This is a genomic window from Intestinibacillus sp. Marseille-P6563, from assembly GCF_900604335.1.
In the GTDB taxonomy this organism is placed as follows: domain Bacteria; phylum Bacillota; class Clostridia; order Oscillospirales; family Butyricicoccaceae; genus Butyricicoccus_B.
Genome location: NZ_UWOD01000001.1, coordinates 1,062,810 through 1,086,975, shown reverse-complemented (window position 1 = coordinate 1,086,975; position 24,166 = coordinate 1,062,810). Strand labels below are relative to the sequence as shown.

Genomic DNA, 24,166 nt, shown 5'->3' with positions numbered 1-24,166 from the left:
ACCCGCTACAATCGTAATCGCGCCTGATGGCAGGCGCGATTTTGACGTATAAGGAGAAAAACAGCGTGAAACGAAACGCATCCATGGATATGACCAGCGGGCCGCTGCTCGGCCCGATCCTGTGGTTCAGCCTGCCGCTCATGGCTTCGAATATTTTGCAGCTTCTATTCAATGCCGCCGACGTGGTGGTCGTGGGACGGTTTGCAGGGTATGCCAGCCTGGCGGCAGTAAGCAGCACGGTGCCGGTCATCAATCTGTTCATCACCTTGCTCATGGGCCTGTCGGTGGGCGTCAATGTGGTCATTGCCCGCTATCTGGGGCTGACCGGACACCCGCAGGAGATCACCCGCGCGCTGCATACCGCCATTTTGCTGGCACTGGCCGGCGGTGTGATTTTGGGCGCAGTCGGCATTGTATCGACCGGTTGGATGCTGGATTTGGTGTCGATTCCCGATGATGTGCGGCCGCTGGCGCAGGTGTACATGCAAATCTATTTTGTCGGGACGCCCTTTTCCATGCTCTATAACTATGGCGCCGCCGCCCTGCGCGCGGCGGGCGATACCAGACGGCCGCTGCTGTTTTTGCTCATCAGCGGCATCGTGAATGTGGCGCTCAATCTGGTGGCTGTGGTGTGGCTGCACTGGCATGTGATCGGCGTGGCGCTGGCCACGGTCCTCAGCCAGATGATCAGTGCCGCCCTGATTTTGCTGTGCCTGTCCAGGACCGAAGGCGAGCTGCATTTTTCATGGAAAAAGCTGTGCCTGGACAAACGGGGCCTGGTCGAGATGGCGCACATCGGCATCCCGGCCGGGGTGCAGTCCTGTCTGTTCAGCCTGTCCAATGTGGTCATCCAGGGCGCGATCAATTCCTATGGCAGCGTCATCATGGCCGGGTGCGGCGCCGCCGAAAGCATCGAAAACTTCATGTATGTGGCCATGAATTCTTTCCACCAGGCCGGACAGACCTTCATCAGTCAGAACGTAGGCGCCGGGCGGCACGACCGGGTGGGCCGTATCCTGCGCACCTGCGTGCTGTGCACGCTGGTGCTGGGCATCGCGCAAAGCGTGCTGGTCGTGTGGTTCTCCCATCCGCTGGTGAGCATCTACAACAACGAAGCGGCTGTCATTGAAGCGGGTGCGGTGCGTCTGGCGGTCGTGGCATCGACCTATGTGATTTTCGGCGTGGCTGATGTGTTTGTGGGCGCCATCCGCGGCTATGGGGCGCCGATCGCGCCAGTGATCATCAATCTGCTGGGCACCTGTGCCTTTCGTCTGGTGTGGATCGGGTTGCTGGACACCAGTCGGGTGCCGGTCGAGTGGGTCTATCTGTCCTATCCGATCAGCTGGATGCTGATTTTGCTGGCGCTCATTCCTTGCTGGGTGCATCTGCGCCGCAAAGAAGCGCGGCGGCATGTATGAGATTGAGCACAAAAAATCCAAGCCGCAGCCGAGCGGGACGGCTGGTTTTCTAGTATGCTAAAAACACCGGGACACACAGCCGGGTCGCCATTTGGTCACTTCCCACTTTCCAAAAGGCGTACCCAGGCGCAAAAAAGCAGCACGAAAACGTGCTGCTTTTTTGATAAATACGGCGAAACTGGGATAAAATAACCCCAAAGGAGGCAAGTATATGCGCAATTTGGGGATGGGCGCCGGGTGCAGCGCCCTGAGCTGGACGACCGAGGATGGCAAGCATTTGTGGGGACGAAATTTTGATTATAACCGTATCGCGCCGGGCAGCCGGGTGACGTTTGCGCCGCGCGGCACGGTCTATGACCGGTATATCGCGTCCGGCGCCGAGCAGGCCGTCGGGACACAAAGCTGCGCGGTGTATGCAGCTGTGGGCACTGGGCTGCTGCTGCCCGCATCGCCCATTTTGTACGAGGGCATCAATGAAGCCGGTCTGATGGGCGGACAGCTTTACTACCGGGAATTTGCCCATTTTCCGGCGGACGCTCGTCCGGGAACGCAGCCGATCCAGCCGCCGCTTTTGGTCTATGACTGTCTGGCCCAGTGCGCGAGCGTAGCCGAAGTCGTCCAGCGGCTGGAACACACGGTTACGCTCGTAAATGCGCCGCTGTACGGCACCGTACCGCCCCTGCACTGGTCGTTCAGTGACCGCACAGGCGAGAGCATCGTCATCGAACCTGACCACGACGGCCTGCACCTGTACCGCAACACCTTGGGGGTGATGACCAACAGTCCCCCCTATCCCTGGCACCGGCTGCATCTGCTGAACTTCACCGGCGTACGCGATTTGGACCGCGGCGAAATGGAGTGGGAAGGAGAAAATTTGTCCCCCTGTTTTTCGGGCAGCGGCGCGCAGGGACTGCCTGGCGACTGGGGTTCGCCGTCGCGGTTTGTCCGCCTGTGCTTTTTGCGGAAATACGGCGTGCGGGGCCGGAACGAAACGCAGGGCGTTTCGCGTATGCTGCGGCTGTTTCAAAGCGTAGCCTTTCCGCTGGGGATGGTGCGCGTGGCCGATTCCGAGCCTAAGACTGTGCTCGACCAATACGTCGGCGCGTTTGATTACACGGTCTATACCGCCATTGCCTGCGCCGAATCGCGGCGGTATTACTGGACCACGTACGAAAATCAGCGGGTGCGGTTTGTCGATCTGGCCGCCCTTTTGGAGCGCCCGACCCCGGTGCAGTTTGACCTGGACACCCCGCCTGATTTTTTGCAGCAGATGCCGGGCTGAAAAAAATTTTTCCCTTCCTGCTTGACAGATGGCCGGAAGGGGACTATACTTACATCAATTGAATTGGAATCTTCAGGGCAGGGTGCAATTCCCTACCGGTGGTATAGCCCACGAGCCGCAAGGCATGATTCGGTGAAACTCCGAAGCCGACAGTATAGTCTGGATGAAAGAAGATGAAACGTTTGCGATTTCGCGCGCAATTTGGTGTATTCAGGCCCTGGAATGATTTGTCATTCCAGGGTTTTTTGCACGCTTGCGCGGGAGGTGTCTTTGCTTTTTCTGCCTTGAACATTTGGTTCAAGGCATTTTTCTTTTCCCGGAGGCGAATGCAGATGGAAGATGCAGCCTATATGCGCCGGGCCCTGGCGCTTGCCGAACAGGGCTGCGGCTGGACCAGTCCCAATCCCATGGTCGGCGCGGTCATCGTCCGCGACGGACGGGTGATTGGCGAGGGCTATCACGAAAAATGCGGCCAGGCCCACGCCGAACGCAATGCACTGGCGCACTGTACCGAGTCGCCGCGCGGTGCGACCCTATATGTTACCCTCGAACCCTGTTGCCACACCGGCCGTCAGCCGCCGTGCGTGGATGCCATTTTGGAAAGCGGCATTGCCCGCGTGGTTGTTGGTTCGCTTGACCCCAACCCCAAGGTCGCGGGCAAGGGCATCCGTATCCTGCGGGAGCATGGGGTCACGGTCGACACTGGCGTCCTGGAGGACGAATGCCGGGCGATCAACACGGTGTTTTTCCATTTTATCCAGACCGGGCGGCCCTATGTGGTGCTCAAATACGCTATGACGTTGGACGGCAAGATCGCCACCCATACGGGTGCGTCCAAGTGGATCACCGGTGAGCAGGCACGCCGCCGGGTGCATGCCGACCGACATCGCTACCGCGCCATCCTGGTCGGGGTGGGAACCGTGCTGGCCGATGACCCGCAGCTGACCTGCCGCATCGAAGGCGGCCGCAATCCCATCCGCGTTATCTGCGACACCCATCTGCGCACGCCATTATCGGCGCAGGTGGTGCGCACGGCCCGCGAAACGCCGACCATTCTGGCCACCTGTTGCACGGATGCTGCGCACCGTGCGGCCTATGAAGAAGCTGGCTGTCAGGTACTGGTCCTGCCCGAGCAGGACGGAAAGGTCAGCCTGTCGGCGCTGATGGAGCGGCTTGGACAGATGGAGATCGACAGCGTGCTGCTCGAAGGCGGCGCGTCCTTGCACGGCGCGGCGCTCGAAAGCGGGATCGTCAACCGGGTGCAGGCCTATGTCGCGCCCAAGCTGTTCGGCGGGGCGGGAGCGCCTTCGCCCATCGGCGGACAGGGCGTCGCACTGCCGAGCGAGGCGGTACACCTGAAACACGCGACCATGACCCTGCTAGGAGAAGATATTTTGATCGAAGGCGAGGTGGAACCCCATGTTCACGGGGATTGTTGAGGAGGTCGGGCGCATTGCGCGCGTCCAGCCGGGTACCCATTCGGCGGTGCTGCACATCCAGGCCAGCACGGTGCTGGATGACCTCAAAATCGGCGACAGCGTGGCGGTCAACGGCGTATGCCTGACCGTGACCAGCCTGCAAAAGGACGGGTTTTCGGCCGACGTCATGCACGAAACCCTGAACCGTTCGGGCCTTGCCCAGCTGCGGGCAGGCAGCGCGGTCAATTTGGAGCGCGCCATGGCTGCCCAGGGACGCTTCGGCGGACACATTGTGTCCGGCCACGTCGATGGCCAGGGCACCATCACCCAGATTGAGCGCGATGACAACGCCGTGTGGTACACGGTCAAGGCCGCGCCCCATCTGCTGCGGTACATCGTGGAAAAAGGCTCGATCACGATCGACGGCATCAGCCTGACGGTCGCCCGCGTATCGGCGAACGATTTCGCCATTTCGGCCATCCCGCACACGGTGGCCGTGACCATCCTGCGTGACAAGCGGGTGGGGGATTCGGTCAATCTGGAAACCGACATCATTGGCAAATATGTTGAAAAACTGCTGACACCTGCCGCCGAACCGGCGAAGGACAGCGCGATCACCATGGATTTTTTAGCCCGCTGCGGCTACTGAGATACAGAAAGGAAGCAAGACCATGTTCCATACCATTGAACAGGCGCTCGAAGATCTGCGCCAGGGCAAAATCATTCTGGTTACCGATGATGCAGACCGGGAAAATGAAGGCGATATGATTTGTGCCGCCGAGTTTGCGACCACCGAAAACGTCAATTTCATGGCGACCCATGCCAAGGGCCTGATCTGCATGCCCATGTCACAGGAATATATTGAAAAGCTGCAGCTGGCACAGATGGTGACCCGCAACACCGACAACCACGAAACCGCCTTCACCGTGTCCATCGACCATGTGGACACCACGACCGGCATTTCGGCCGCCGAGCGGTCGATCACGGCCATGAAGTGCGTGGCCGACGATGCCAAACCCGAGGATTTCCGCCGCCCGGGTCATATGTTCCCGCTGCTGGCGCGGAAGAATGGCGTGCTCGAACGCAACGGCCACACCGAAGCCACGGTCGATCTGCTGCGGCTGGCCGGCCTGAAGGAATGCGGTCTTTGCTGTGAGATTATGCGCGAGGACGGCACTATGATGCGTCGGGACGAGCTGCTGGCCTGCGCCAAGGAATGGGGCATGACCTTTGTCACCATCCAGGACCTGCAAGCCTACCGCAAGCGGCATGAAAAGCTGGTCGAGTGCGTGACCGTGACCCGCATGCCCACCAAGTACGGCGAATTTACCGCCTATGGTTACATCAATAAGGTTAACGGCGAACATCATGTTGCGCTCGTCAAGGGCGACATCGGCGATGGACAGAACGTTCTGTGCCGGGTGCATTCCGAATGCCTGACCGGCGACACCTTCGGTTCGCTGCGCTGCGATTGCGGCCAGCAGTTCGCGGCTGCCATGACCCAGATCGAAAAGGAAGGACGCGGCATTTTGCTGTACATGCGGCAGGAGGGACGCGGCATCGGCCTCATCAATAAGCTGCGCGCGTACGCTTTGCAGGACAAGGGTATGGACACCCTGGAAGCCAATCTGGCGCTCGGCTTTGCGGGCGATCTGCGCGAATACTACACCGGCGCACAGATTTTGCAGGACTTGGGCGCCAAGACCCTGCGCCTGTTGACCAACAACCCGGATAAAGTTTATCAGCTGGCCGACTTCGGCATGGAGATTGTCGAGCGGGTTCCCATCCAGATGCGCGCAACCGCACACGATTTGTTCTATCTTAAGACCAAACAGGCCAAAATGGGCCATATTCTCGATTATAAATAAGAAAAGGAGCAAAGAATCATGAAAGTATTTGAAGGCAATCTGGTATCCAAGAAGATCAAGGTCGGCATCGTAGCCGCCCGTTTCAACGAGTTCATCACCTCCAAGCTGCTGTCGGGTGCGCTCGATGGCCTCAAGCGCCACAACGTCGAGGAAGACGACATCTCGGTCGCCTGGGTGCCGGGTGCGTTTGAGATCCCGTTGATTGCGTCCAAGATGGCTAAGAGCGGCAAGTACGATGCGGTCATCTGCCTGGGTGCGGTCATCCGCGGCAGCACGACCCACTACGATTATGTATGCAGCGAAGTGTCCAAGGGCATTGCCAATGTATCGCTGGCCAGCGATATTCCGGTGCTGTTCGGGGTACTGACCACCGAGAACATCGAGCAGGCCATCGAGCGTGCGGGCACCAAGGCAGGCAACAAGGGCTATGACTGCGCGCTGAGCGCCATTGAGATGGTCAACCTCATCCGCGAGATCGAAGGCTAAAGAAAAAAGAGCGCTGGATTTCCAGCGCTCTTTTTGGCACAAAAATAAGCACGCGAATGGTTCGCGTGCTTATTTTTTTACTTTTCAGCAATGCGGATACGGTTGACCGCCTTTTTCAGCTTGATGCTGGCAACGTCCTGCTCGTGTTCGCTCAGCTGCTGCTGCAGCCGGGCCTTGGCTTGCGCCTCGGCCTCGCGGGCGCGGCTGATGTCGATCTCGTCCGCCCATTCGCAGGTGCGGGCCAGAATGACCGTGCCTTCCGAGGAGACATCCACAAAGCCGCCAGCAACGGCTGCCATGCGGGAGGTCCCTTCCGAAAAGATGGTCAGGCCGCCGATGCCCAGGGCCGCCAGATACTTGACATGGCGGGGCAAAATGCCGATATCACCCTGGGTGGTGCGGACCACAACGCGGTCCACATCGCCATCGAAAAAGACGCGGTCCACGGTGAGGACCTTGAGATGAAAGGTAGACATAAATTACGCCCCCTTCTTCGCCTTCTCCACTGCCTCATCAATCGTGCCGACGAACAGGAATGCCGATTCGGGCAGATCGTCGTGCTTGCCTTCCAGGATCTCCTTAAAGCCGCGGATGGTTTCCTTAACCGGGACATATTTACCCGCCATGCCGGTAAACTGCTCGGCAACGTGGAACGGCTGGGACAGGAAGTTCTGGATCTTACGTGCACGGGCAACGGTCAGCTTGTCCTCGTCGGACAGTTCGTCCATACCCAAAATGGCGATGATGTCCTGCAATTCCTTGTAGCGCTGCAAAATGGACTGTACCGAACGGGCAACCTCGTAATGCTCGACACCCACGATCTCCTTGGACAGGATACGGGAAGTCGAGTCCAGCGGGTCGACCGCCGGGTAAATGCCCGCCGAAGCGATCTCACGCGAAAGGGTGGTGGTCGCATCGAGGTGGGCGAAGGTGGTGGCCGGCGCCGGGTCGGTCAAGTCGTCCGCAGGCACGTAAACAGCCTGGATGGACGTGATCGAACCCTTCTTGGTCGAGGTGATGCGCTCCTGCAGAGCGCCCATCTCGGTCGCCAGGGTCGGCTGATAACCTACTGCCGACGGCATACGGCCGAGCAGCGCGGATACTTCCGAACCCGCCTGGGTAAAGCGGAAGATGTTGTCGATAAACAGCAGCACGTCCTGGCCTTCTTCGTCGCGGAAGTATTCGGCCATGGTCAGGCCGGACAGGCCCACGCGCATACGCGCTCCGGGGGGCTCGTTCATCTGACCGTACACCAGAACGGTCTTATCGATAACGCCCGACTCCTGCATTTCGTTGTACAGGTCGTTGCCCTCACGGGTACGCTCGCCAACGCCGGTGAATACCGAGATACCGCCGTGCTGCTTGGCGATGTTGTTAATGAGCTCCATGATGATGACCGTCTTACCAACACCGGCGCCGCCGAACAGGCCGATCTTACCGCCCTTGGCGTAGGGCGCGATCAGGTCAACGACCTTGATGCCGGTTTCGAGGATCTCGGTGGTGGACTGCTGGTCCTCATAGGAGGGCGCCGGACGGTGGATCGGCCAGCGCATTTCGGACTCGACCGGCGGCTTGTTATCCACCGGCTGACCGAGCAGATTGAAGATACGTCCCAGGTTCTGCGGGCCGACCGGCACCGTGATCGGTGCGCCGGTGTCGACCGCCTCCATCCCGCGCACAAGGCCATCGGTCGACTGCATGGAGATGCAGCGCACGGTGTCCTGGCCGACGTGCTGCGCCACCTCGGTGGTGACGACATGGCCGTCCGGGGCCTTGATGGTGATGGCATTGAGGAGCTTGGGAAGCGAATCTGCATCAAACTTGATATCCAGTACCGGTCCAATGATCTGGACAACGGTACCCTTGTTATGCTCACTCATTGGCAAAACTCCCTTACTAGAAAGAGTGGAAGGGGGAGGGGAGACCCCTCCGGGATGCCCCACTCTGGTTTACGAACCAACCTGACCGGAACCGGCGATGATCTCGGTGATCTCCTGCGTGATCGCCGCCTGACGCGCGCGGTTATAGGACAAGTTGAGGTTTTCGATCATTTCGCTTGCGTTGTCGGACGCCGACTCCATCGCCATGCGGCGGGCCGACTGTTCGGACGCATAGCTTTCGACCACAGCACCATACAGCATGCCGTTGAGGTACTCGGGCACGATGAACGAGAACACCGCCTCGGGCGAGGGGTCGTATTCGGTCAGTGCCTTGGCCTTTCCCTGGTCTTCCACCGCGTCAAACGACAGCGGCAGCAGCTTTTTGCAGCGCGCCTCTTGGGTCATTGGGGAAACAAACTCGGTGTAGCACAGATAGGCTTCATCGATCTCGCCCTTTTTGTAGCGGGCCAGCATTTCGCCGACGATGTCGTGCGTATCCTGGATGCGCATGGTCTCGGCGATACCGGGATAATCGGCCAGTACTTCCACATCGCGCTTGGCATAATACTCCTGAGCCTTTTTGCCGACCGTGATGACGCTCACAGTTTTGCCGGCCATTTCGGCGGCAGCCAGCTTGAGCACATTGGAGTTATAGCCACCCGCCAGTCCGCGGTCGCCCGCGATGACGATGAACAGGCTCTTTTTGACCGGGCGGGCCTTGGTGTAGATGGAATCACCCTCCCGGGTGTCCATTGCGATGCGTGCCATGGTCTGATAGATTGTCTGGAAATAGGGGCGCGAGCGGATGACGCGCTCCTTGGCATGGCGCAGCTTGGAGGATGCGACCAGTTCCATCGCCTTGGTGATCTGCATGGTCGACTGGACGCTCTTCATGCGGCGCTTGATGTCCTTCATATTGCCGGAAGCCATTCTTATCCTCCCTTCTTCCGAAAATCAGAAAAATTTATCGTTCGGAGAGGAACTTGGCTTTGAAATCGACAATGGCCTGCGTCAGCTCATCCTTGACGTTATCGATCACCTTGGTATCGCGGATGTTTGCCGCAATGTTCGGGTGGTTGGCGTCCAGGTAGGCGAACAGCTCGTCCTGGAACTCGCCGACCAGTTCGCGCGGCACATCGATCAGATGCTTGTTGACGACCGCAAAGATGATGATGACCTGCTTTTCAACCGGGATCGGGCTGTTCTGGGGCTGCTTGAGCACTTCCACGATGCGTTCGCCCTGATCCAGACGGGCCTTGGTGTCCGCGTCCAGGTCGGAGCCGAACTGGGCGAATGCCTGGAGTTCACGGTACTGCGAGTACGCCAGTTTCAGCGTACCGGCAACCTTCTTCATGGCCTTGATCTGCGCATTACCACCGACACGGGATACCGAGATACCGGGGTTAACCGCCGGGCGTACGCCCGAGTTAAACAGTTCGGTTTCCAGGAAGATCTGGCCGTCGGTGATCGAAATGACGTTGGTCGGGATATACGCCGAAACGTCGCCCGCCTGGGTCTCGATGATGGGCAGCGCGGTCAGAGAACCGGCGTCCTTGAGGTTTGCGGCGCGTTCGAGCAGACGGGAATGCAGATAGAATACGTCGCCGGGGTATGCTTCACGTCCTGGCGGACGGTGGAGCAGCAAGGAGAGTGCACGGTAAGCCACCGCGTGCTTACTAAGGTCATCGTAAATGACCAGCACGTCCTTGCCCTTGTGCATGAAGAATTCACCCATCGAGCAGCCGGCATAGGGTGCAATGTATTGCAGCGGCGCCGATTCGGATGCGGTTGCCGCAACGATGATGGTGTAATCCATCGCGCCAGCGGCGGTCAGGGTCTCGGCCACCTGTGCGACCGTGGAGCGCTTCTGGCCAATGGCCACATAGATACAGATAACGCCCGTGCCCTTCTGGTTGATGATGGTATCCAGACCGATCTGGGTCTTACCGGTCTGGCGGTCACCGATGATGAGCTCACGCTGACCGCGGCCGATCGGGATCATCGAGTCGATGGCCTTGATACCGGTCTGGAGCGGTACGTTGACCGGGGTACGCTCGATGATGCCGGGGGCCGGCATTTCAATCGGGCGGGATTCGCTTGTCTGGATGGGACCCTTGCCGTCAATGGGCATACCCAGCGCGTCGACCACGCGGCCGAGCAGGGCGTCGCCCACCGGGACTTCCACGATGCGCTTGGTACGCTTGACCGTATCGCCTTCGCGGATGTTCTGGTCCGAACCCAGGATAACGGCACCGACCAGATCCTCTTCGAGGTTCTGTGCCATGCCATATACGCCGCCGGGGAACTCGAGCAGTTCGCCGGCCATACAATCTTCCAGGCCGTGGATATGGGCGATACCGTCGCCGACGGTAACGACCGTACCGACGTTGGTCAGCTTGATCTGGCTCTGGTAGTTTGTGATCTGCTGTTTGATGATTGTGCTGATTTCATCAGGGCGTAATTCCATGAAGTCACCTACTTCCTTACGCAATAGTTTGAGTCAGCTGCTGTGCCAGCTCTTGCAGACGGGTCTTGACCGAGGTATCGATCTGCTTGTTGTCCACCTTGACGACAATGCCGCCCAGGATGGAAGGATCGACCTTGGTTTTCAGGACCACCTTCTTGCCGGTCACAGAGCACATTTTGGCTTTGAGCTTTTCGGTCAGCTCTGCGCTCATGGGCGCTGCCGTGGTGGCGCGCACTTCGCAGATGCCTTCCTCAAAGTAATATTGCTGCTTGTACGCCTCGGTCATCTCGGGAAGCAGGCCAATGCGGCGCTTCTCGGTGATGAGCATGAGGAAATTGAGCAGGTACGGATCGATCCGTCCGCCAAAGACGTTTTGCAGCGTGTCCTTTTTTTCGGAAAACTGGATGGACGGGGTCTTTAATACCTTCATCAGGTCCGGATTATCGGCAAAGACCTGCGTGACCGCTTCCAGTTCTTCCAGCAGCTCGGCGGTTTTCTTTTCCTCCTTGGCTACTTCATACAGGCTCAGCGCATAGCGTTCGCTGACGATTTCTGCCATGCGCTCACCCCACCTTGTCGATGAAATCTTCGATCATGCGCTTATGGTCGGCCTCGTTGATGTCCTTTTCGACCACCTTGGACGCGATCATAATCGACAGGTCGGCGATTTCGTCCTTAATTTCGTTCATGGCCTTCTTGCGTTCCATCTCAATGGACTGCTCAGCCTTTTTCTTCAAATCGGTTGCCTGACGGCTTGCTTCGGCGAGAATTTCCTCCGAGCGTACCGTCGCGCGGCGGGTGGCAGACTGCGTGATCTGTGCCGCCTCCGCCTTGGCGTTTGCGATGGATTCGGTGTAATCCTTCTTCATCGCGGCAGCTTCCGCACGGTCGGCTTCGGCCTGGTCATACATGGCCTGCACTTCTTCGGCGCGGGCTGCCAACATCTTGCGCACCGGCTTAAACAGGAATTTCTTGACGATCAGGAACGTGATGATGGTGTTGCAGATCGTAACGAGAATATTCCAGCCACCAATGCTGACAAACTGTTGAAACATATCCACCGGTTACCTCCTTTCGAGTGGGAGTCCTGTTTTCGCAGTTTTTTAGAACTGGCCGACCAGCGGGTTTGCGAAGAGCAGGAGCAGCGCGATAACCAGCGCGTAAATACCGGTGGACTCGGCCATTGCAATACCGAGGATCATCGTACGGGTAACGTCGGACTGTGCTTCCGGCTGACGAGCGATGGCCGAGCAGGCCTGACCTGCAACGTAACCTTCACCAATACCAGGGCCAAGACCAGCGATCATTGCCATGCCGGCACCCAGAGCGGACATACCTGCTACAAATGCTTTCGGATCCATAATTTTTTCCTCCTAAACTTTTCCTTTGTTTCATTTGGGCCTTAATCCTTGGCTGCGCCAACGTAGGCCATGGTCAACATACTAAAGATGAATGCCTGGATACACGCCGAGAATAGGTCGAAGTACAGGCTGGTGACGCCGGGGATACCGATCTGGAAGAGCGGGATCGGCAGATGCAGCGCCGTAGACAATGCGCTTAACGCGCTCATCAGCAGGGTGGTAATAACCAGACCGCCTGCGATGTTGCCGAAATGACGGAAGCTCATGGAAATCGGCGTTGCGATTTCACTTAAAAGGTTGAGCGGCGCCATAATGACGATCGGCTCGGTAAAGCCTTTCAAGTAGCCGCCGAGTCCGTGATACTTGATCTTTGTATACGTAATGAGTACAAAGGTCATCAGTGCCCAGCCGAGCGTGGTGTTGAGGTCTGCCGTAACCGACCGCAGCGTCACCAGGGACGCCAGCGAACCGAATACCGACGAGAACATCAGCGTGGCGATATAGGGCGCATAGCTGCGGAAACTCGGCCCCATATTCTGCTCGACCAGACCATCGATCATCAGCACGAACTTTTCGGCAATGGCCTGTTTGCCTTTGGGGATCTTCTCCATTCTGCTGGTGAGAAAGATACACAGAAACAGGATGAAGACCATTACAATCCAGTAGTTGACCATCGTTTCTGTGATGGGCAAGTTGGGATTGTCAAACAGGTACGTGTATATTTTTGGTCCGTTTACTTCAGCCACTTATCCTAACCTCCTTTCCTTTGAAATACGCCGGATGCGACGAGTAGGATCTTGGGAAAGAACAGCGGCACCGCAGCCGCGACCGCGTTGAGCGGCGGACATTTGATCACCGCAACCAGTAGCGCACCGGTGAGTACATACCGCACAAAATAGCGGCTGGACTGCATACGCCGCGCCCGGACGGGATCGCCCAGCAGAGCGGCCCGGACGGCCGTGCACGCCATCTGATAAAAATTAAACAGGGTGTAGGCCGTACCGAGCGCCAGGCTCAGCGCCACGCCCCATTGGTAGTATCCGAAAAGGGCGAACACAGCATACGCAAACAAGGCCAGCGGGATGCACCCGCGCCGCATGCGCCGCGTTTCCTCTCGGACGACCTCAAAAGCGTCCATGGCGATCCTCCTGATTGGAATGTTCGGATTCCTGTTGCATAAAGCGGAAGAATTTGAACAGGTTCCAGACCGCGGCTGCCAGCCCCAGGGCAATGGCCACCAACATGATCCAGGAACCAAGCGCAAACCGGTCTTGCAGCCACAAAGCGACCAGAACACTGACCACCAGCGGCCCGACCAATGAGGCACTGAGCGCCGAGACCCAAACGAGATATTTCCAGATGCCGGACATGCCCCGCATGGTAAGCACCCCCTTACCAAAGGATTACGCTATCTCTTATTATACATAAAAGAACCAAAATGCAAAACACTTTTTATCGGCATTTTGCAAGAATATTTTCTGTTTTCTTGTGGAAATTTCCCGAAGCAAACAAAAAACCGAGCGCAACCTTGGTCATTGCGCTCGGCAGAAATGTATTACTGGGGGACGTATTGCCAGGAAACTTAGAGGTATTTTTTCATGGACTCGGTGATCGAGGTCTCCACTTCGCTCAGCGCAACGGTGAAATCGACGCTGTGCTTGGTCGAGAAAGCATCCAGTTCCTTCAGGAAGGTTTCTGCAACCGACGGGTCCTTGCAATCGAGCAGTTTGTACAGGCTGTCGATGTATACCTTGGTGATATCGTAGTTACCTGCATGGATGCCCGACAGGAAACCGAGCAGACCCTTGTAACCTTCTACCATGTAATCGCTGACGTTTACCAGACGGGCGTCGTGCGAGATGTCGAACTTGAGCTTATCGCCCTTGGCGATGCATACGACGCTGCCCTTTTCTTCTTTTACAGCGGCATTTACCAGTTCGATGATGGTTTTCGTTTTACCGGTACCGGTGCCGCCGACAATTAGTTTTACCATTATAATTCCTCCCAACCTTTGAGGTTATCTTTATGTTACCATAGAACAAACAAAAATACAATCAAAAACACAATTTTTCTTCCGGCCTTTTACCAGCCCCGGCACAGCTGCGCAAGGCACAAACTGGAAAAATGGTCAGCCGGCTTGTTTCATCAGCGCGGCGCGCAGGAAACTCTGGTAAACATCGCCAAACCGCAGCCGGTCGACCGCTTCGGCCGCCGCCAGGGGGATGGTCAGCAGGGTTTTATCCCCGCTTTTGACCGTGACCGAGCCGAGTTCCTGCCCAGCTTCGATGGGGGCGTCCACCGCGTCGGGCAGGTGGGTCTCGGTGGTCACATTGGATGCCTCTTCCTTGGCGACAACGACCGGCTGGATTTCCCCGGCTTCCAGGGTCACGGTCTCCTTTTGCCCCATGCGCACCCGCAGCGGCGTCAAAGCAGCGCTTAGGTCCGGGGTATAGGGCGCAAAATTTGCAAAACCATAGTCGAGCAGGGCGGTGGCATCGGCGGTGCGGTCCTCCTTGGTGGGCGCGCCCATGACCGTGGCGATGAGCGTCATGCCGTCGCGCTCGGCGACCGCCGAAATGCAAAAGCCGGCTTCCGAGATATAGCCGGTTTTGAGACCGACCAAACCGTTGTAGCTGCGCAGCATCTTATTGGTGTTGGCGAGCGAAAATTCCCCGTTTCGGATAGTATCCATCCAGATGGTCGTATAATCGAGGATTTTGGGATGCCGCAGCAGTTCGGCCGAGATGAGCGCCAGATCGCGTGCCGAGGTAAGTGTTTTCTGGCCGTCGGCATCCAGACCGTTGGCGTTGACAAAGGTGGTCGAGGTGCAGCCCAGTTCTTTGGCCCGTTCATTCATCTTTTGCACAAAGGCTTCTTCCGAACCGCACAGATGCTCAGCAACGGCTACCGCGCAGTCGTTGGCCGAGCCGACCGCAATGGCTTTGAGCATCTCGTCAAAGGGAAGCTGTTCGCCCTCCTTGAGCCAGATCTGTGTGCCGCCCATGGAAGCGGCATGTGCCGAACCGGTGACCATGGTGTCGAGCTGTACCTCGCCCCGGTCGAGCGCTTCCATGGCCAAGAGAAGGGTCATGATCTTGGTGACCGAAGCGGGCTGCAAGGATTCTTCGGCGTTCATTTCATACAGCATCTGGCCGCTGGCGTCGTAAAGCGCCGCCGATTTGGCGGTCAATTCCCCCATGGCGGGCAGGGCAGCGGCATTCATATGCAGCAGGACGGCGCACAGCGCCAGGCTCAAAAGCTTTTTCATGCGGTCCTCCACCTTTCGCATTTTGTAACAGCGTATGCGCCATTTCCGGTGGGTATGACGGTTGACAACCACCCTGCAAACGGCGTATCATAAAAGAATACCGCATCAAAACACTGTCTGTCCCATTCCAGGCAGACAGGGGAGGATGCGGTTTGTTTTGAAACTGGATCGCGGGGGGAAATGCGTGTTTGCCAACAGTCTTATTGTGTTCCAGCAAATTTTGGTCATGTTCCTGATCATGCTGCTGGGATATTATCTGTTCCGAAAAAAAGTATTTACCAATCAGACGACAAAAAGCCTGTCCGAACTGCTCAACCGGTATGTCATGCCGTGTACGCTGGTGCGGTCGTTCCAGCGCGAGTTCGACAGCGCCCTGGCCAAGGAATTTGGCATTACGCTGGTGTGTGCAGCGCTGGTGTTTGTGATCTGTATTTTTCTGGCCAAATGGATCTATCGGCCCGAGCGGGCAAAAAACTACGCCGACCGGCGCGTATGCCTGAACCTGACCAACGATGGGTTTATGGCGCTGCCGTTGCTCTCGGCCATGTTCGGGTCGGACGGCGTATTCTTGGGCGCGGCGCACATCTGTTGCATGACCATCATGCTGTGGACATACAGCGTCTATCAGCTGTCCCATGGCCGGGAAAAGATGACCGTGAAAAATGCGGTGTTCAACAACCCCGGTTTGCTGGCCGCGATTGCGGGCATCCTGCTGTTTTTGTCCCCGGTCAAGCTGCCGTCGGTGATCTATACCGCCATCGACCTGACCGGCGATATGAACACCCCCATGGCGATGATCTGTCTGGGCTGCTTTTTGGCACAGGTCAACCTGCGCGAATGCTTTTTGGACGGCGCGTTGTGGAGGCTCAGCCTGCTGCGCTTGCTGGTTGTGCCGGCGATCACCATGGTGCTGCTGTTCTTTGCCCCGATCGGGGATACGGCGGCGCTGGTGCTGCTGGTCGGTGTCGCGGCCCCCTGTGCGATTGCCTGCGCGATGTTCAGCCAGGTCTATGGCGCCGATTACTTATTTGCCACCCGGGCGATCGCGCTCACGACCTTGCTAAGCGTTGTGACCTTGCCCGGACTCATTGCGGTGATGGAAGCCGTCTTGCGGCTGCGCGCATAGAAAAAAACTCCAGACGCTCCCTGCTTGGGAGGTCTGGAGTTTCTTTATGCCCGGTTTAAGCTGCGGTACTGCGCCGGGCGCAGACCAGTCAGCCGTTTGAACAGCTTGCAGAAATTACGGTAATCGGAAAATCCGGCGCGGCCGGCGCATTCCTTGAGCGGTGCGTCCGATTCGCGCAGCAGGAGCTTGACGTGCTCCATGCGGCAGTCCTGCAAGTAATCGCTGAAATTGACGCCCATTTCCCGCTTGAACAAAAAGGAAAGATAAGCCGGGTTGAGGTGCACCTGGGCCGCGACCGAAGCGAGCGAGAGCGGCTGGTCGAAGTTTTCCCGCAGATAGGCGGCTGCCTGCTGGATGGCGCGGTTACCGCAGCCGGTGCCGCGTTCATCGGCCAGATGCTGGGTGGCCTGCTCGAGCATTTCGCGGCAGGCGGCCAGGGTATGGGGCGGCTGCTGGTCGACCCCGATGATTTGCAGTAGTTCGCCAAACCAGCGCATGGTGCCGTCCGGCGGGGCCTGGGTATCCTGGCACAGGGTCAAAATGCGCAGACCTTCTTCGCATACGCGCTCAAACAGACATTCTTCCACCATGCCGGGCAGGCGACGCAGAAAGGCGCCCGCCTCTTCGGGCATCGCGCCCGGTACCACCGACAAAATGGCATCGTCGTGAATGGTCTGCGGGTCATAGAAAGCATACGCCGCCGCGTGATAAGCGCTGCATACCGCTTGGTGCAGGGCCTGTTCGCCGGTGCAGGGCAGGCTCAGCCCCATGCGCGGCTGGACGTTTAAATATTCCTGAATGCAGCGGTATAGACCACTGGAAAAGGCGCGCATCCAATCGGTCTTGGCGGCGGTGCCCGAGATGGCGCTCAGGTCGAGCAGCATACAGCAGGAGGTCTCATCGTAGGGCAGGCAATAGGCCGGTTTGTTGCGGCAGAACTGGCCGCATACCTGCACCAGCGCATCGCGGCGTACCGCGTCGGCCGATACAGCGATGGCGGCTGCGGACACAAAGCGACCGTCGATGCCGGCGTCCCGCAGCTGGGCGGTCAGGTCTGCGCTGGTTTCGTCGTGGATCAGGCGCAGCAGCAGTTCATAGCGCAGCATTTCGGTGCCTTTGGCGGCAAGCTGGCGCAGCTTGTCCGACTGCTCGGCGCGCTTGGCGGCCGATTCCAGCTTGGCGCGTGCGGTGTCCAGCTGCTTTAAAAGCCCAGGGGCATCGAGCAGGTTTTTGAGTACATATTCATTGGCGCCCTGCTTCATGGCCTCTTTGACATAATCAAATTCCCCATGACAGCTCAGCGCAATGATATAACAGTCGGGCAGGCGACTCCGGGCCTTGCCGATCAGTTCAATGCCGTCCATGACCGGCATACTCAGGTCGGTGATGATGAGTTCCGGGGCAAAGCGGTCGATCAGTTCCAGTGCTTCATTGCCATTGCATGCATCGCCCACCAGAGTAAAGCCCTGGCTTTCCCAGTCGATGAGTTGTTTTAGGAACATACGCACCAAAAAGTCGTCATCTACCAGAAGCGTTTTAATCATGCATATCCCTCCGCTGCAAGTATTGTTCGGTGAAATCGTCTACATTTTGCCGGGTCAGCAGTTCGATCGGCAGATAGATATTTTGTCCCACATCCTTGCCCGCCAAGCTGTCCATGACCGTTTCGATGGCCTTGTAACCAATGTCATACCCATCCTGCGTGATCAGACCGCTGATGAGGCCATTGCTGACCGCTGCGAGGGCATCCGGCTGGGTGTCCACGGTGACGATCTGCACGCTGTTTTGCAAAAAGGTCGCCTTGACCTGTTCGACGGCGCCCAGCGCCATGACCGCGCTGGTGCAGAAGATGCCGTCCAGATCGGGATAGACTTCCAGAATGTCGCGGGCGGCTTCCATGCCGCTGTCAAAGTTGGAATCGGTGTAGCGGATGGCTGCGATGTCGATGTTGGGATACTGCCGCATGGTGCTTAAAAAACCACCGGCGCGTTCAAAGTGGCAGGACTGGCTCTGCGGCCCGGCGATGACGGCAAACTGGCCGGAATACCCGGTGGTTTCGCCCAGATATTCGGCCGCCATGGTGCCCACCAGCGTGCTGTCGACGCCGATGAACGGAGCGTCGGTGTTGTCGGCGCGGGTGTCCACCGTAAAGAGCGGCACACCAGCCTGTTCGGCCAGCAGCTCCATCTGCGGTCCTAACAGGGAATTGCAGGGTGCCCACAGCAGGGCATCCGGTTTTTGCTCCAAAATGTCGCGGAAGATCATGGTCTGCTGGTTGGTATCGGTTTCGTTTTCCGGATAAAGCAGGATGAGTTCCGCCCCATATTCGGCAGCCGCGTCCTGCATGCCGCTGCGCATCTCCTGCCAGTGGGGATTGCCCATGGATTTGAGCAGCACAGCAATGGTGGTGGACTGGTTTTGAACCCCTTGCCCGGCATCACGCGGTGTACAGCCGCCCAAAAGCAGCAAAGCCAAAGCAAAAGCGAGGAAACGTTTCATGCGCGACTCCTTTTAAATCTGGTACTCGGACGCATTGCGGCTGGCAGGCAGGGTAATGACAGCCTGGGTGCCTGCGCCGGGCGCGCTGGAGTAATACAGCCGACCCTGATTGCCATAATACAGCTTCAGCCGTTCCCGGATATTCGGGATGCCGATGCCGCTAAAGCCGCCTTTGCGCGCCACACGCTGCCCATTCATCAGGCGGTTGACTTCTTCCTGGGTCATCCCGGCGCCGTCATCGGTCACGCGCAGGATGAGCTGATGGCCGTCGGTCTGGGTGTCCACCTGCACATGGCAGCCGGCCTGTCCGGGCTGGGTGCCGTGCAGGATGGCGTTTTCCACAAGGGGCTGCAAGATCAGACGGGGGACATAGAAGTCCTTGGACTGCGGGTCGACGTGGAACGTCACATCGAACGAATCCATGTAGCGGAATTTTTGCAGCTTCACATAGTTTTCCACCAGATGGATCTCTTCTTCCACGGTCAAAAAGGCGCCGCGGCGGCTGATGCTGGCTTGCAGCAGTTCGATGAAAGCGCCAAGCTGTTCGCCGATGCGGTCGGCTCCCTGAAGCATGGCGGCGTATTTGATCGAATTGAGCGTATTATACATGAAATGCGGCGTGATCTGGTATTGCAGGGCATCCAGCTCGGCCTCTTTTTTCTGCATGCGCTCATCGACCAGCTGGCCGATGAGCCATTCGACCTGTTCGACCGTCTGGTTAAAGCCTTCGCTCAGTTCGCCGATTTCATCGTTGTCCCATACGAGTGCCCGGGCCGAAAGATCGCCCTCCTGGACACGCCGCATGGCATCTTTCAGATTCTTGACCGGCGCGTACATCCAGCGGGATACGTACAAAGCCACCAACAGCATCACCAGCGTCGTGAGCACCAGGACCACGATGATATAGCCGAGCTGGGCGCGCAGGTCGCTGACGATTTGGTCGCGGTCGCTCAGGCAAATGAGCTGGAAGCTGGTCATGGGGGAGCGCAGGGCGGTCAACAACCGGTTGGCGCCATATTGCACCGAAGCCGATGAGCCATCGGGCAATTCACCGCCCGGACGCACATCGGTAAACTGTTTGCCGATTGCCGAGGTGTCCTTGGTCAGAAGAATGGTGCCCGAAGCATCAACCAGATAATATTCGTCCTCCACGGGCTGGGTGCCGCCGCTGAGCAGCTGATAGAACAAATCGCGCTCGCTCAAATTGACCGCCACCCACGCCAGGGTGTTCTGGTCGGCATCATAGATCGGCCGGGTGTAGGTCAGCACATACTGAGGTGCCCGGTTGACATTGTCATACAGGATGACCGGGGAAAGGCGGGTGCCCGAAGGATTCTGCTGCTGATACTCCATCCAGGAATAATTCTGGGTGAAGAAGATCTCCTGCACCGCATGATAATCGGCCGAGGTGATGACCTGTTCACGCTGGGGCAGATAGAGATAGATCGAATCGATAATGCCGCCGTCGGGCTGGTATTGTTTGAGATAACCGGACATGGTTTGCGCATCTTCGGACGAGCCTTGCTGATAGCAATAATCGTGCATCATTTGATACAAGGTCTGGTCACAGGACAGCGCAACCGACGTATCATAGGCGGAAGAAAGCATTTCCTCCAAAGACTGCATGGTGATGCGCAGCATGCGGGTCTGGGATAGGACATAATTCTGCTCGACCGTCTGGGCCGAGAGCCGGAAGAAGAAAAACGATACCAGCGCACAGGCTGTCAACGTAATGCCGCCAATGGCCAGCAGCACTTTGGCGCGGAAGCCCAGACTGCGGCGCTGTTTGGTTGTGTGCTTATGGGCAAAGAAGCTTCGCATATCCGTCCACCTACTACCGCAGCCGCTTAAAATTACTATCGTACATTATACTGTAAAATTACCAAAACGTCAAAGCAAGGGTTTGGAAAACCAGAAAGAAAAGCAGATTTCCTTCTTTTTTGCAGGCAGATATGCTATAATACAACCAAACGCCGTGTCCGGACTTGCCGGGCGGCGGATTCCAAGCCCAGGAGGACGTTTTAAAATGGACGAAATGCTGCAAGAGCAGGAACAAGAACAGGATACCTTCCAGCAGGAGGCGGCACAGGCCATGCAGGAAGCCGAAGACGAAGAAAATCCGGCGGCAGCCAAGCGCCGCAAGTGGTCGGCCTTTGTCGAAGGTCCGGCGGCTGATTTCTTTACCGGATATAAGCTGGAGAAGATGACCATTGACGATGGCAGCGGCAACAAAGCCAAGTTCAGCCGCACCAAGGATGACGGCATCAAGGTCGAGTACACGTCGGCCGTGCTGCTGTAAACCGAAAAAAAACGGCATTCCAAACGGAATGCCGTTTTTGTGTTTTTTTTAGAATGCGATCTTCTTGGCCAGGTAGTGTACCAGATCGTCGATCTTGATGCGCTCCTGCTCCATGGTGTCGCGGTCGCGGACGGTCACGCAGCCGTCCTGCTCGGTTTCAAAGTCCACGGTGATGCAGAACGGAGTGCCGATCTCATCTTCGCGGCGGTAACGCTTGCCGATCGAACCGGCGTCGTCAAAGTCTACATTGAACTTCTTGGACAGCTTTTCCCAGATGGGCTGTGCCTGTGCGGTCAGCTTCTTGGACAGCGGCAGGACAGCAGCCTTGAAGGGCGCCAGTGCCGGATGCAGACGCAGAACCGTACGGACATCATCCTTGCCGTTCTTGTCCTGGCCAACGACTTCTTCGTCGTACGCATCGCACAGGAAGGCGAGCGCCACGCGGTCGGCGCCGAGCGAAGGCTCGATGACATACGGGATATACTTTTCGTTTGCTTCCTGATCGAAGTATTCCATGGAAACACCCGAGGTGTTCTGGTGCTGGGTCAGGTCGAAGTCGGTGCGGTCTGCGATGCCCCACAGTTCGCCCCAGCCAAACGGGAACAGGAACTCGATGTCAGTGGTGGCGTTGGAATAGTGCGAAAGCTCTTCCGGGTCATGGTCGCGCAGACGCAGGTTTTCGTCCTTCATGCCCAGGGCCAGCAGCCAGTTGTGGCAGTAGTCCTTCCAGTACTTGAACCATTCCAGATCGGTGCCCGGCTTGCAGAAGAATTCCAGTTCCATCTGCTCAAATTCACGGGTACGGAACGTGAAGTTGCCCGGCGTGATCTCGTTACGGAAGGATTTGCCCACCTGACCAACGCCGAAGGGGATCTTCTTGCGGGTGGTGCGCTGGATGTTCTGGAAGTTGACGAAAATACCCTGTGCGGTTTCCGGACGCAGGAAGATTTCGTTCTTTGCGTTCTCGGTAACACCCTGGAAGGTCTTGAACATCAGGTTGAACTGACGAATATCGGTAAAGTTATGGCCGCCGCAGTTGGGGCAGGTCAGACCGTGCTCGACGATGTAGTCCATCATCTGCTGGTTGGACCAGCCGGCCGGGTTTTCGCCGGTCTGCTCTTCGATGAGCTGGTCGGCACGATGGCGGGTCTTACAATCTTTGCAGTCCATCAGCGGATCGGAAAAACCGCCTACATGGCCGGAAGCGACCCAGGTCGTCGGGTTCATCAGGATGGCAGCATCCAGGCCGACATTGTACGGGCTTTCCTGTACGAACTTCTTCCGCCAAGCAGCCTTGACGTTGTTCTTGAACTCTACGCCGAGCGGGCCGTAGTCCCAGGTGTTGGCAAGGCCACCGTAGATCTCCGAGCCGGAATACACGAAGCCACGGCCCTTGCACAGGGCGACGATTTTTTCCATTGTCTTTTCGCTGTTTTTCATTTTCATTCTCCTTTTGGCGCATCTGGCTGATGCACGCTTTTTTTCATCAAGTGGCAAAAAATGCTTGACACGAATTTATTCTACCTATATAATATTTACTTGTCAAGAGTAGTATTGAAATGAATGGGATAAAAAATGGGCCCATAGCTCAGCTGGGAGAGCGTTCGGTTCGCATCCGAGAGGTCGAGGGTTCGAATCCCTTTGGGTCCACCAAATCAAGATAATCCGAACCTTTTCCCGATAGGGAACGGGTTCGGATTTATCATTTATCTGGACGAAATAGCATAAGCAAAGCGGCGGCGGTATGTGTTACATACTGCCGCCGCTATTATTTAGGCTTCGTCTGTCTTTCCCCTTTGTCCTTGTTCTGTTGCTGAGCTTGCCATTCGGCAAACGCCCTCTTGCCTTCGTCGCTCTCAAAATAGGTTTGCATATCGGGGAGCAGACAACGGGCAAGGGCTTCTAATTCGTAATCAGGTATCTTCGGGTGATATTGCTTTTTCCGCTGCGTCAAGTGAGCCGCCCTCCTTCGCGGCGATGTTGTATTGTCGATAGTTAATGATGTTTTTCACATTCCCAGCCTCATCGGTGACTGCGATGGTTTTTTCATAGGTAAGCGGTGTACCATGTATCATCTTTTGTGCTTCGGCCTCTGTGGTCTGCCATATCTCCGGCCTTTTCACGCCCCGGCTTGTACGGTATAAATTGAAGCCGGGAGGGTACAGACGTAGCCTTGCTCCCTTGATGACCGCTTTCTTTTGCCGCTTGCCCTGCTCGTCGATTGTACTTGCCTCGGTTATTTTGCCTCTTGGGCTACTAGCGCGGAGGGCTTCGGATAATTCCATATCACCCAAATATGCTGTCAGGTATAAGCCGTGGTTGTCGATTCCTTTGAGGCTCTTTGTCTTTGTGAAGCCATGTCCCCAAATCCGTGCCATATCTGAATTAGGGATAAAGGGGGCTTTTTCTGTAAACAGAAATAAGCAATGCAAATGCCATGCGCCACGCGCTTGTGGTTCGGCAGCAATGATGTATTCGGCGGGCGGGTGCCCTTGCTTAAGGGACGCTTGCAGACGGTCAATTCTTCGGTCAAAATCTGGGACGGAGATACCCATATTCTTGACCGTCAAAATAATGCCGTGGTGCTTATCCTTATCCCGTTTGACGCCGACAAGCATAGGGTATTCATTTTGTGCATTGTGCAGTCCGCAGCGCCGCACAGCGCGGTCAAAGCGCCGTTTCAACAGCGGCGGTGTACGGAATATCTGCACAAGGCAGACAATGACAGTAAATATAAGAGCAAGGGCAGCCACAGCGATTATAAACTCAGGTGAGATAAATGATTTCATGCGAG

Annotated in this window: 26 protein-coding genes, 1 tRNA gene and 1 riboswitch; of the genes, 9 read left to right on the top strand and 18 right to left on the bottom strand. The window is 57.1% G+C overall.

Features of this window, described 5'->3' with window-relative positions; genetic code table 11:
• The first annotated feature begins 65 nt into the window (after positions 1–65).
• The 6 genes from EFB11_RS05680 to ribH all read left to right on the top strand — a co-directional run bounded on the left by EFB11_RS05680 (position 66) and on the right by ribH (position 6,472).
• Positions 66–1,418 (top strand): MATE family efflux transporter, encoded by a 1,353-nt coding sequence (locus tag EFB11_RS05680; RefSeq protein ID WP_243115167.1) that lies wholly within the window; start codon positions 66–68, stop codon positions 1,416–1,418.
• A gap of 211 nt (positions 1,419–1,629) precedes the next feature.
• Entirely contained in the window at positions 1,630–2,700 is a 1,071-nt protein-coding gene (locus EFB11_RS05675) for a choloylglycine hydrolase family protein (protein WP_122789317.1), read from the top strand.
• Positions 2,701–2,764: 64 nt separating this feature from the next.
• Positions 2,765–2,879: riboswitch (FMN riboswitch) on the top strand.
• Positions 2,880–3,032: 153 nt separating this feature from the next.
• Entirely contained in the window at positions 3,033–4,139 is a 1,107-nt protein-coding gene (ribD, locus tag EFB11_RS05670) for a bifunctional diaminohydroxyphosphoribosylaminopyrimidine deaminase/5-amino-6-(5-phosphoribosylamino)uracil reductase RibD (protein WP_122789316.1), read from the top strand.
• Entirely contained in the window at positions 4,120–4,767 is a 648-nt protein-coding gene (locus EFB11_RS05665) for a riboflavin synthase (RefSeq protein WP_122789315.1), read from the top strand. Before ribD ends, EFB11_RS05665 begins: the two co-directional genes overlap by 20 nt.
• A gap of 22 nt (positions 4,768–4,789) precedes the next feature.
• Positions 4,790–5,986, top strand: coding sequence for a bifunctional 3,4-dihydroxy-2-butanone-4-phosphate synthase/GTP cyclohydrolase II (locus EFB11_RS05660; protein WP_122789314.1), 1,197 nt, complete (start codon positions 4,790–4,792; stop codon positions 5,984–5,986).
• A gap of 18 nt (positions 5,987–6,004) precedes the next feature.
• Positions 6,005–6,472 (top strand): 6,7-dimethyl-8-ribityllumazine synthase, encoded by a 468-nt coding sequence (ribH, locus tag EFB11_RS05655; protein WP_122789313.1) that lies wholly within the window; start codon positions 6,005–6,007, stop codon positions 6,470–6,472.
• Between the two features lie 77 nt (positions 6,473–6,549).
• Here ribH and atpC read toward each other — a convergent pair whose 3' ends face one another.
• The 12 genes from atpC to EFB11_RS05595 all read right to left on the bottom strand — a co-directional run bounded on the left by atpC (position 6,550) and on the right by EFB11_RS05595 (position 15,448).
• Complete coding sequence (gene atpC / locus EFB11_RS05650) at positions 6,550–6,948, bottom strand: ATP synthase F1 subunit epsilon (protein WP_122789312.1); 399 nt, start codon at positions 6,946–6,948, stop codon at positions 6,550–6,552.
• A 3-nt stretch (positions 6,949–6,951) separates the two neighbouring features.
• Positions 6,952–8,352, bottom strand: coding sequence for a F0F1 ATP synthase subunit beta (gene atpD, locus EFB11_RS05645; RefSeq protein WP_122789311.1), 1,401 nt, complete (start codon positions 8,350–8,352; stop codon positions 6,952–6,954).
• A gap of 69 nt (positions 8,353–8,421) precedes the next feature.
• Positions 8,422–9,282 carry an ATP synthase F1 subunit gamma gene (atpG, locus tag EFB11_RS05640; protein ID WP_122789310.1) on the bottom strand — a complete coding sequence of 287 codons (861 nt, stop codon included), beginning with the start codon at positions 9,280–9,282 and terminating at the stop codon, positions 8,422–8,424.
• 34 nt (positions 9,283–9,316) lie between these two features.
• A complete protein-coding gene (atpA, locus tag EFB11_RS05635) occupies positions 9,317–10,819 on the bottom strand; it encodes a F0F1 ATP synthase subunit alpha (RefSeq protein ID WP_122789309.1) in 1,503 nt (500 codons plus the stop codon).
• Between the two features lie 16 nt (positions 10,820–10,835).
• Positions 10,836–11,378 (bottom strand): F0F1 ATP synthase subunit delta, encoded by a 543-nt coding sequence (locus EFB11_RS05630; RefSeq protein ID WP_122789308.1) that lies wholly within the window; start codon positions 11,376–11,378, stop codon positions 10,836–10,838.
• 4 nt (positions 11,379–11,382) lie between these two features.
• Entirely contained in the window at positions 11,383–11,874 is a 492-nt protein-coding gene (atpF, locus tag EFB11_RS05625; RefSeq protein WP_122789307.1) for a F0F1 ATP synthase subunit B, read from the bottom strand.
• A 48-nt stretch (positions 11,875–11,922) separates the two neighbouring features.
• Positions 11,923–12,180: an ATP synthase F0 subunit C gene (atpE, locus tag EFB11_RS05620; RefSeq protein ID WP_206424143.1), complete on the bottom strand. Its 258-nt coding sequence runs from the start codon at positions 12,178–12,180 to the stop codon at positions 11,923–11,925.
• 41 nt (positions 12,181–12,221) lie between these two features.
• Positions 12,222–12,926 (bottom strand): F0F1 ATP synthase subunit A, encoded by a 705-nt coding sequence (locus EFB11_RS05615; protein WP_243115166.1) that lies wholly within the window; start codon positions 12,924–12,926, stop codon positions 12,222–12,224.
• A 5-nt stretch (positions 12,927–12,931) separates the two neighbouring features.
• Positions 12,932–13,318 (bottom strand): ATP synthase subunit I, encoded by a 387-nt coding sequence (locus tag EFB11_RS05610; RefSeq protein ID WP_122789305.1) that lies wholly within the window; start codon positions 13,316–13,318, stop codon positions 12,932–12,934.
• Entirely contained in the window at positions 13,305–13,559 is a 255-nt protein-coding gene (locus tag EFB11_RS05605; protein ID WP_122789304.1) for an AtpZ/AtpI family protein, read from the bottom strand. The genes EFB11_RS05610 and EFB11_RS05605 overlap by 14 nt, the downstream gene beginning before the upstream one ends.
• A 203-nt stretch (positions 13,560–13,762) precedes the next feature.
• Complete coding sequence (locus EFB11_RS05600) at positions 13,763–14,173, bottom strand: hypothetical protein (protein WP_122789303.1); 411 nt, start codon at positions 14,171–14,173, stop codon at positions 13,763–13,765.
• Positions 14,174–14,308: 135 nt separating this feature from the next.
• Positions 14,309–15,448 (bottom strand): D-alanyl-D-alanine carboxypeptidase family protein, encoded by a 1,140-nt coding sequence (locus EFB11_RS05595; protein WP_122789302.1) that lies wholly within the window; start codon positions 15,446–15,448, stop codon positions 14,309–14,311.
• 157 nt (positions 15,449–15,605) lie between these two features.
• On the opposite strand from EFB11_RS05595, the gene EFB11_RS05590 reads away from it, so the two are divergent.
• Positions 15,606–16,574, top strand: a complete 969-nt coding sequence (locus EFB11_RS05590; RefSeq protein WP_164706617.1) for an AEC family transporter — start codon at positions 15,606–15,608, stop codon at positions 16,572–16,574.
• A 44-nt stretch (positions 16,575–16,618) separates the two neighbouring features.
• On the opposite strand, the gene EFB11_RS05585 is transcribed toward EFB11_RS05590, so the two are convergent.
• The 3 genes from EFB11_RS05585 to EFB11_RS05575 are packed head-to-tail and all read right to left on the bottom strand — an operon-like array spanning position 16,619 to position 20,894.
• Positions 16,619–18,118: a response regulator transcription factor gene (locus EFB11_RS05585; protein ID WP_122789300.1), complete on the bottom strand. Its 1,500-nt coding sequence runs from the start codon at positions 18,116–18,118 to the stop codon at positions 16,619–16,621.
• Entirely contained in the window at positions 18,111–19,073 is a 963-nt protein-coding gene (locus EFB11_RS05580; protein ID WP_122789299.1) for a sugar ABC transporter substrate-binding protein, read from the bottom strand. The genes EFB11_RS05585 and EFB11_RS05580 overlap by 8 nt, the downstream gene beginning before the upstream one ends.
• Before the next feature lie 12 nt (positions 19,074–19,085).
• A complete protein-coding gene (locus EFB11_RS05575) occupies positions 19,086–20,894 on the bottom strand; it encodes a sensor histidine kinase (protein ID WP_122789298.1) in 1,809 nt (602 codons plus the stop codon).
• 205 nt (positions 20,895–21,099) lie between these two features.
• Between EFB11_RS05575 and EFB11_RS05570 the strand changes: the two genes are divergently transcribed.
• On the top strand, positions 21,100–21,372 hold the full coding sequence (locus EFB11_RS05570; RefSeq protein ID WP_243115165.1) for a hypothetical protein: 273 nt from the start codon (positions 21,100–21,102) through the stop codon (positions 21,370–21,372).
• 48 nt (positions 21,373–21,420) lie between these two features.
• On the opposite strand, the gene EFB11_RS05565 is transcribed toward EFB11_RS05570, so the two are convergent.
• Positions 21,421–22,812 (bottom strand): glycine--tRNA ligase, encoded by a 1,392-nt coding sequence (locus EFB11_RS05565; RefSeq protein ID WP_122789297.1) that lies wholly within the window; start codon positions 22,810–22,812, stop codon positions 21,421–21,423.
• A 137-nt stretch (positions 22,813–22,949) separates the two neighbouring features.
• Between EFB11_RS05565 and EFB11_RS05560 the strand changes: the two genes are divergently transcribed.
• A tRNA-Ala gene (locus tag EFB11_RS05560) sits at positions 22,950–23,025 on the top strand.
• Positions 23,026–23,140: 115 nt separating this feature from the next.
• Here EFB11_RS05560 and EFB11_RS05555 read toward each other — a convergent pair.
• Complete coding sequence (locus EFB11_RS05555; RefSeq protein WP_122789296.1) at positions 23,141–23,326, bottom strand: hypothetical protein; 186 nt, start codon at positions 23,324–23,326, stop codon at positions 23,141–23,143.
• On the bottom strand, positions 23,286–24,161 hold the full coding sequence (locus tag EFB11_RS05550; RefSeq protein WP_243115164.1) for a rolling circle replication-associated protein: 876 nt from the start codon (positions 24,159–24,161) through the stop codon (positions 23,286–23,288). Before EFB11_RS05550 ends, EFB11_RS05555 begins: the two co-directional genes overlap by 41 nt.
• Between the last annotated feature and the right edge of the window lie 5 nt (positions 24,162–24,166).

What these genes read in the sequence shown, in the direction of transcription:
- EFB11_RS05675 (WP_122789317.1), top strand. Translation starts at nt 1,630, where the DNA reads ATGCGCAATTTGGGGATGGGCGCCGGGTGCAGCGCCCTGAGCTGGACG.
- ribD (WP_122789316.1), top strand. Translation starts at nt 3,033, where the DNA reads ATGGAAGATGCAGCCTATATGCGCCGGGCCCTGGCGCTTGCCGAACAG.
- EFB11_RS05665 (WP_122789315.1), top strand. Translation starts at nt 4,120, where the DNA reads ATGTTCACGGGGATTGTTGAGGAGGTCGGGCGCATTGCGCGCGTCCAG.
- EFB11_RS05660 (WP_122789314.1), top strand. Translation starts at nt 4,790, where the DNA reads ATGTTCCATACCATTGAACAGGCGCTCGAAGATCTGCGCCAGGGCAAA.
- ribH (WP_122789313.1), top strand. Translation starts at nt 6,005, where the DNA reads ATGAAAGTATTTGAAGGCAATCTGGTATCCAAGAAGATCAAGGTCGGC.
- atpC (WP_122789312.1), bottom strand. Translation starts at nt 6,948, where the DNA reads ATGTCTACCTTTCATCTCAAGGTCCTCACCGTGGACCGCGTCTTTTTC.
- atpD (WP_122789311.1), bottom strand. Translation starts at nt 8,352, where the DNA reads ATGAGTGAGCATAACAAGGGTACCGTTGTCCAGATCATTGGACCGGTA.
- atpG (WP_122789310.1), bottom strand. Translation starts at nt 9,282, where the DNA reads ATGGCTTCCGGCAATATGAAGGACATCAAGCGCCGCATGAAGAGCGTC.
- atpA (WP_122789309.1), bottom strand. Translation starts at nt 10,819, where the DNA reads ATGGAATTACGCCCTGATGAAATCAGCACAATCATCAAACAGCAGATC.
- EFB11_RS05630 (WP_122789308.1), bottom strand. Translation starts at nt 11,378, where the DNA reads ATGGCAGAAATCGTCAGCGAACGCTATGCGCTGAGCCTGTATGAAGTA.
- atpF (WP_122789307.1), bottom strand. Translation starts at nt 11,874, where the DNA reads ATGTTTCAACAGTTTGTCAGCATTGGTGGCTGGAATATTCTCGTTACG.
- atpE (WP_206424143.1), bottom strand. Translation starts at nt 12,180, where the DNA reads ATGGATCCGAAAGCATTTGTAGCAGGTATGTCCGCTCTGGGTGCCGGC.
- EFB11_RS05610 (WP_122789305.1), bottom strand. Translation starts at nt 13,318, where the DNA reads ATGGACGCTTTTGAGGTCGTCCGAGAGGAAACGCGGCGCATGCGGCGC.
- EFB11_RS05605 (WP_122789304.1), bottom strand. Translation starts at nt 13,559, where the DNA reads ATGCGGGGCATGTCCGGCATCTGGAAATATCTCGTTTGGGTCTCGGCG.
- EFB11_RS05600 (WP_122789303.1), bottom strand. Translation starts at nt 14,173, where the DNA reads ATGGTAAAACTAATTGTCGGCGGCACCGGTACCGGTAAAACGAAAACC.
- EFB11_RS05595 (WP_122789302.1), bottom strand. Translation starts at nt 15,448, where the DNA reads ATGAAAAAGCTTTTGAGCCTGGCGCTGTGCGCCGTCCTGCTGCATATG.
- EFB11_RS05585 (WP_122789300.1), bottom strand. Translation starts at nt 18,118, where the DNA reads ATGATTAAAACGCTTCTGGTAGATGACGACTTTTTGGTGCGTATGTTC.
- EFB11_RS05580 (WP_122789299.1), bottom strand. Translation starts at nt 19,073, where the DNA reads ATGAAACGTTTCCTCGCTTTTGCTTTGGCTTTGCTGCTTTTGGGCGGC.
- EFB11_RS05575 (WP_122789298.1), bottom strand. Translation starts at nt 20,894, where the DNA reads ATGCGAAGCTTCTTTGCCCATAAGCACACAACCAAACAGCGCCGCAGT.
- EFB11_RS05570 (WP_243115165.1), top strand. Translation starts at nt 21,100, where the DNA reads ATGGACGAAATGCTGCAAGAGCAGGAACAAGAACAGGATACCTTCCAG.
- EFB11_RS05565 (WP_122789297.1), bottom strand. Translation starts at nt 22,812, where the DNA reads ATGAAAAACAGCGAAAAGACAATGGAAAAAATCGTCGCCCTGTGCAAG.
- EFB11_RS05550 (WP_243115164.1), bottom strand. Translation starts at nt 24,161, where the DNA reads ATGAAATCATTTATCTCACCTGAGTTTATAATCGCTGTGGCTGCCCTT.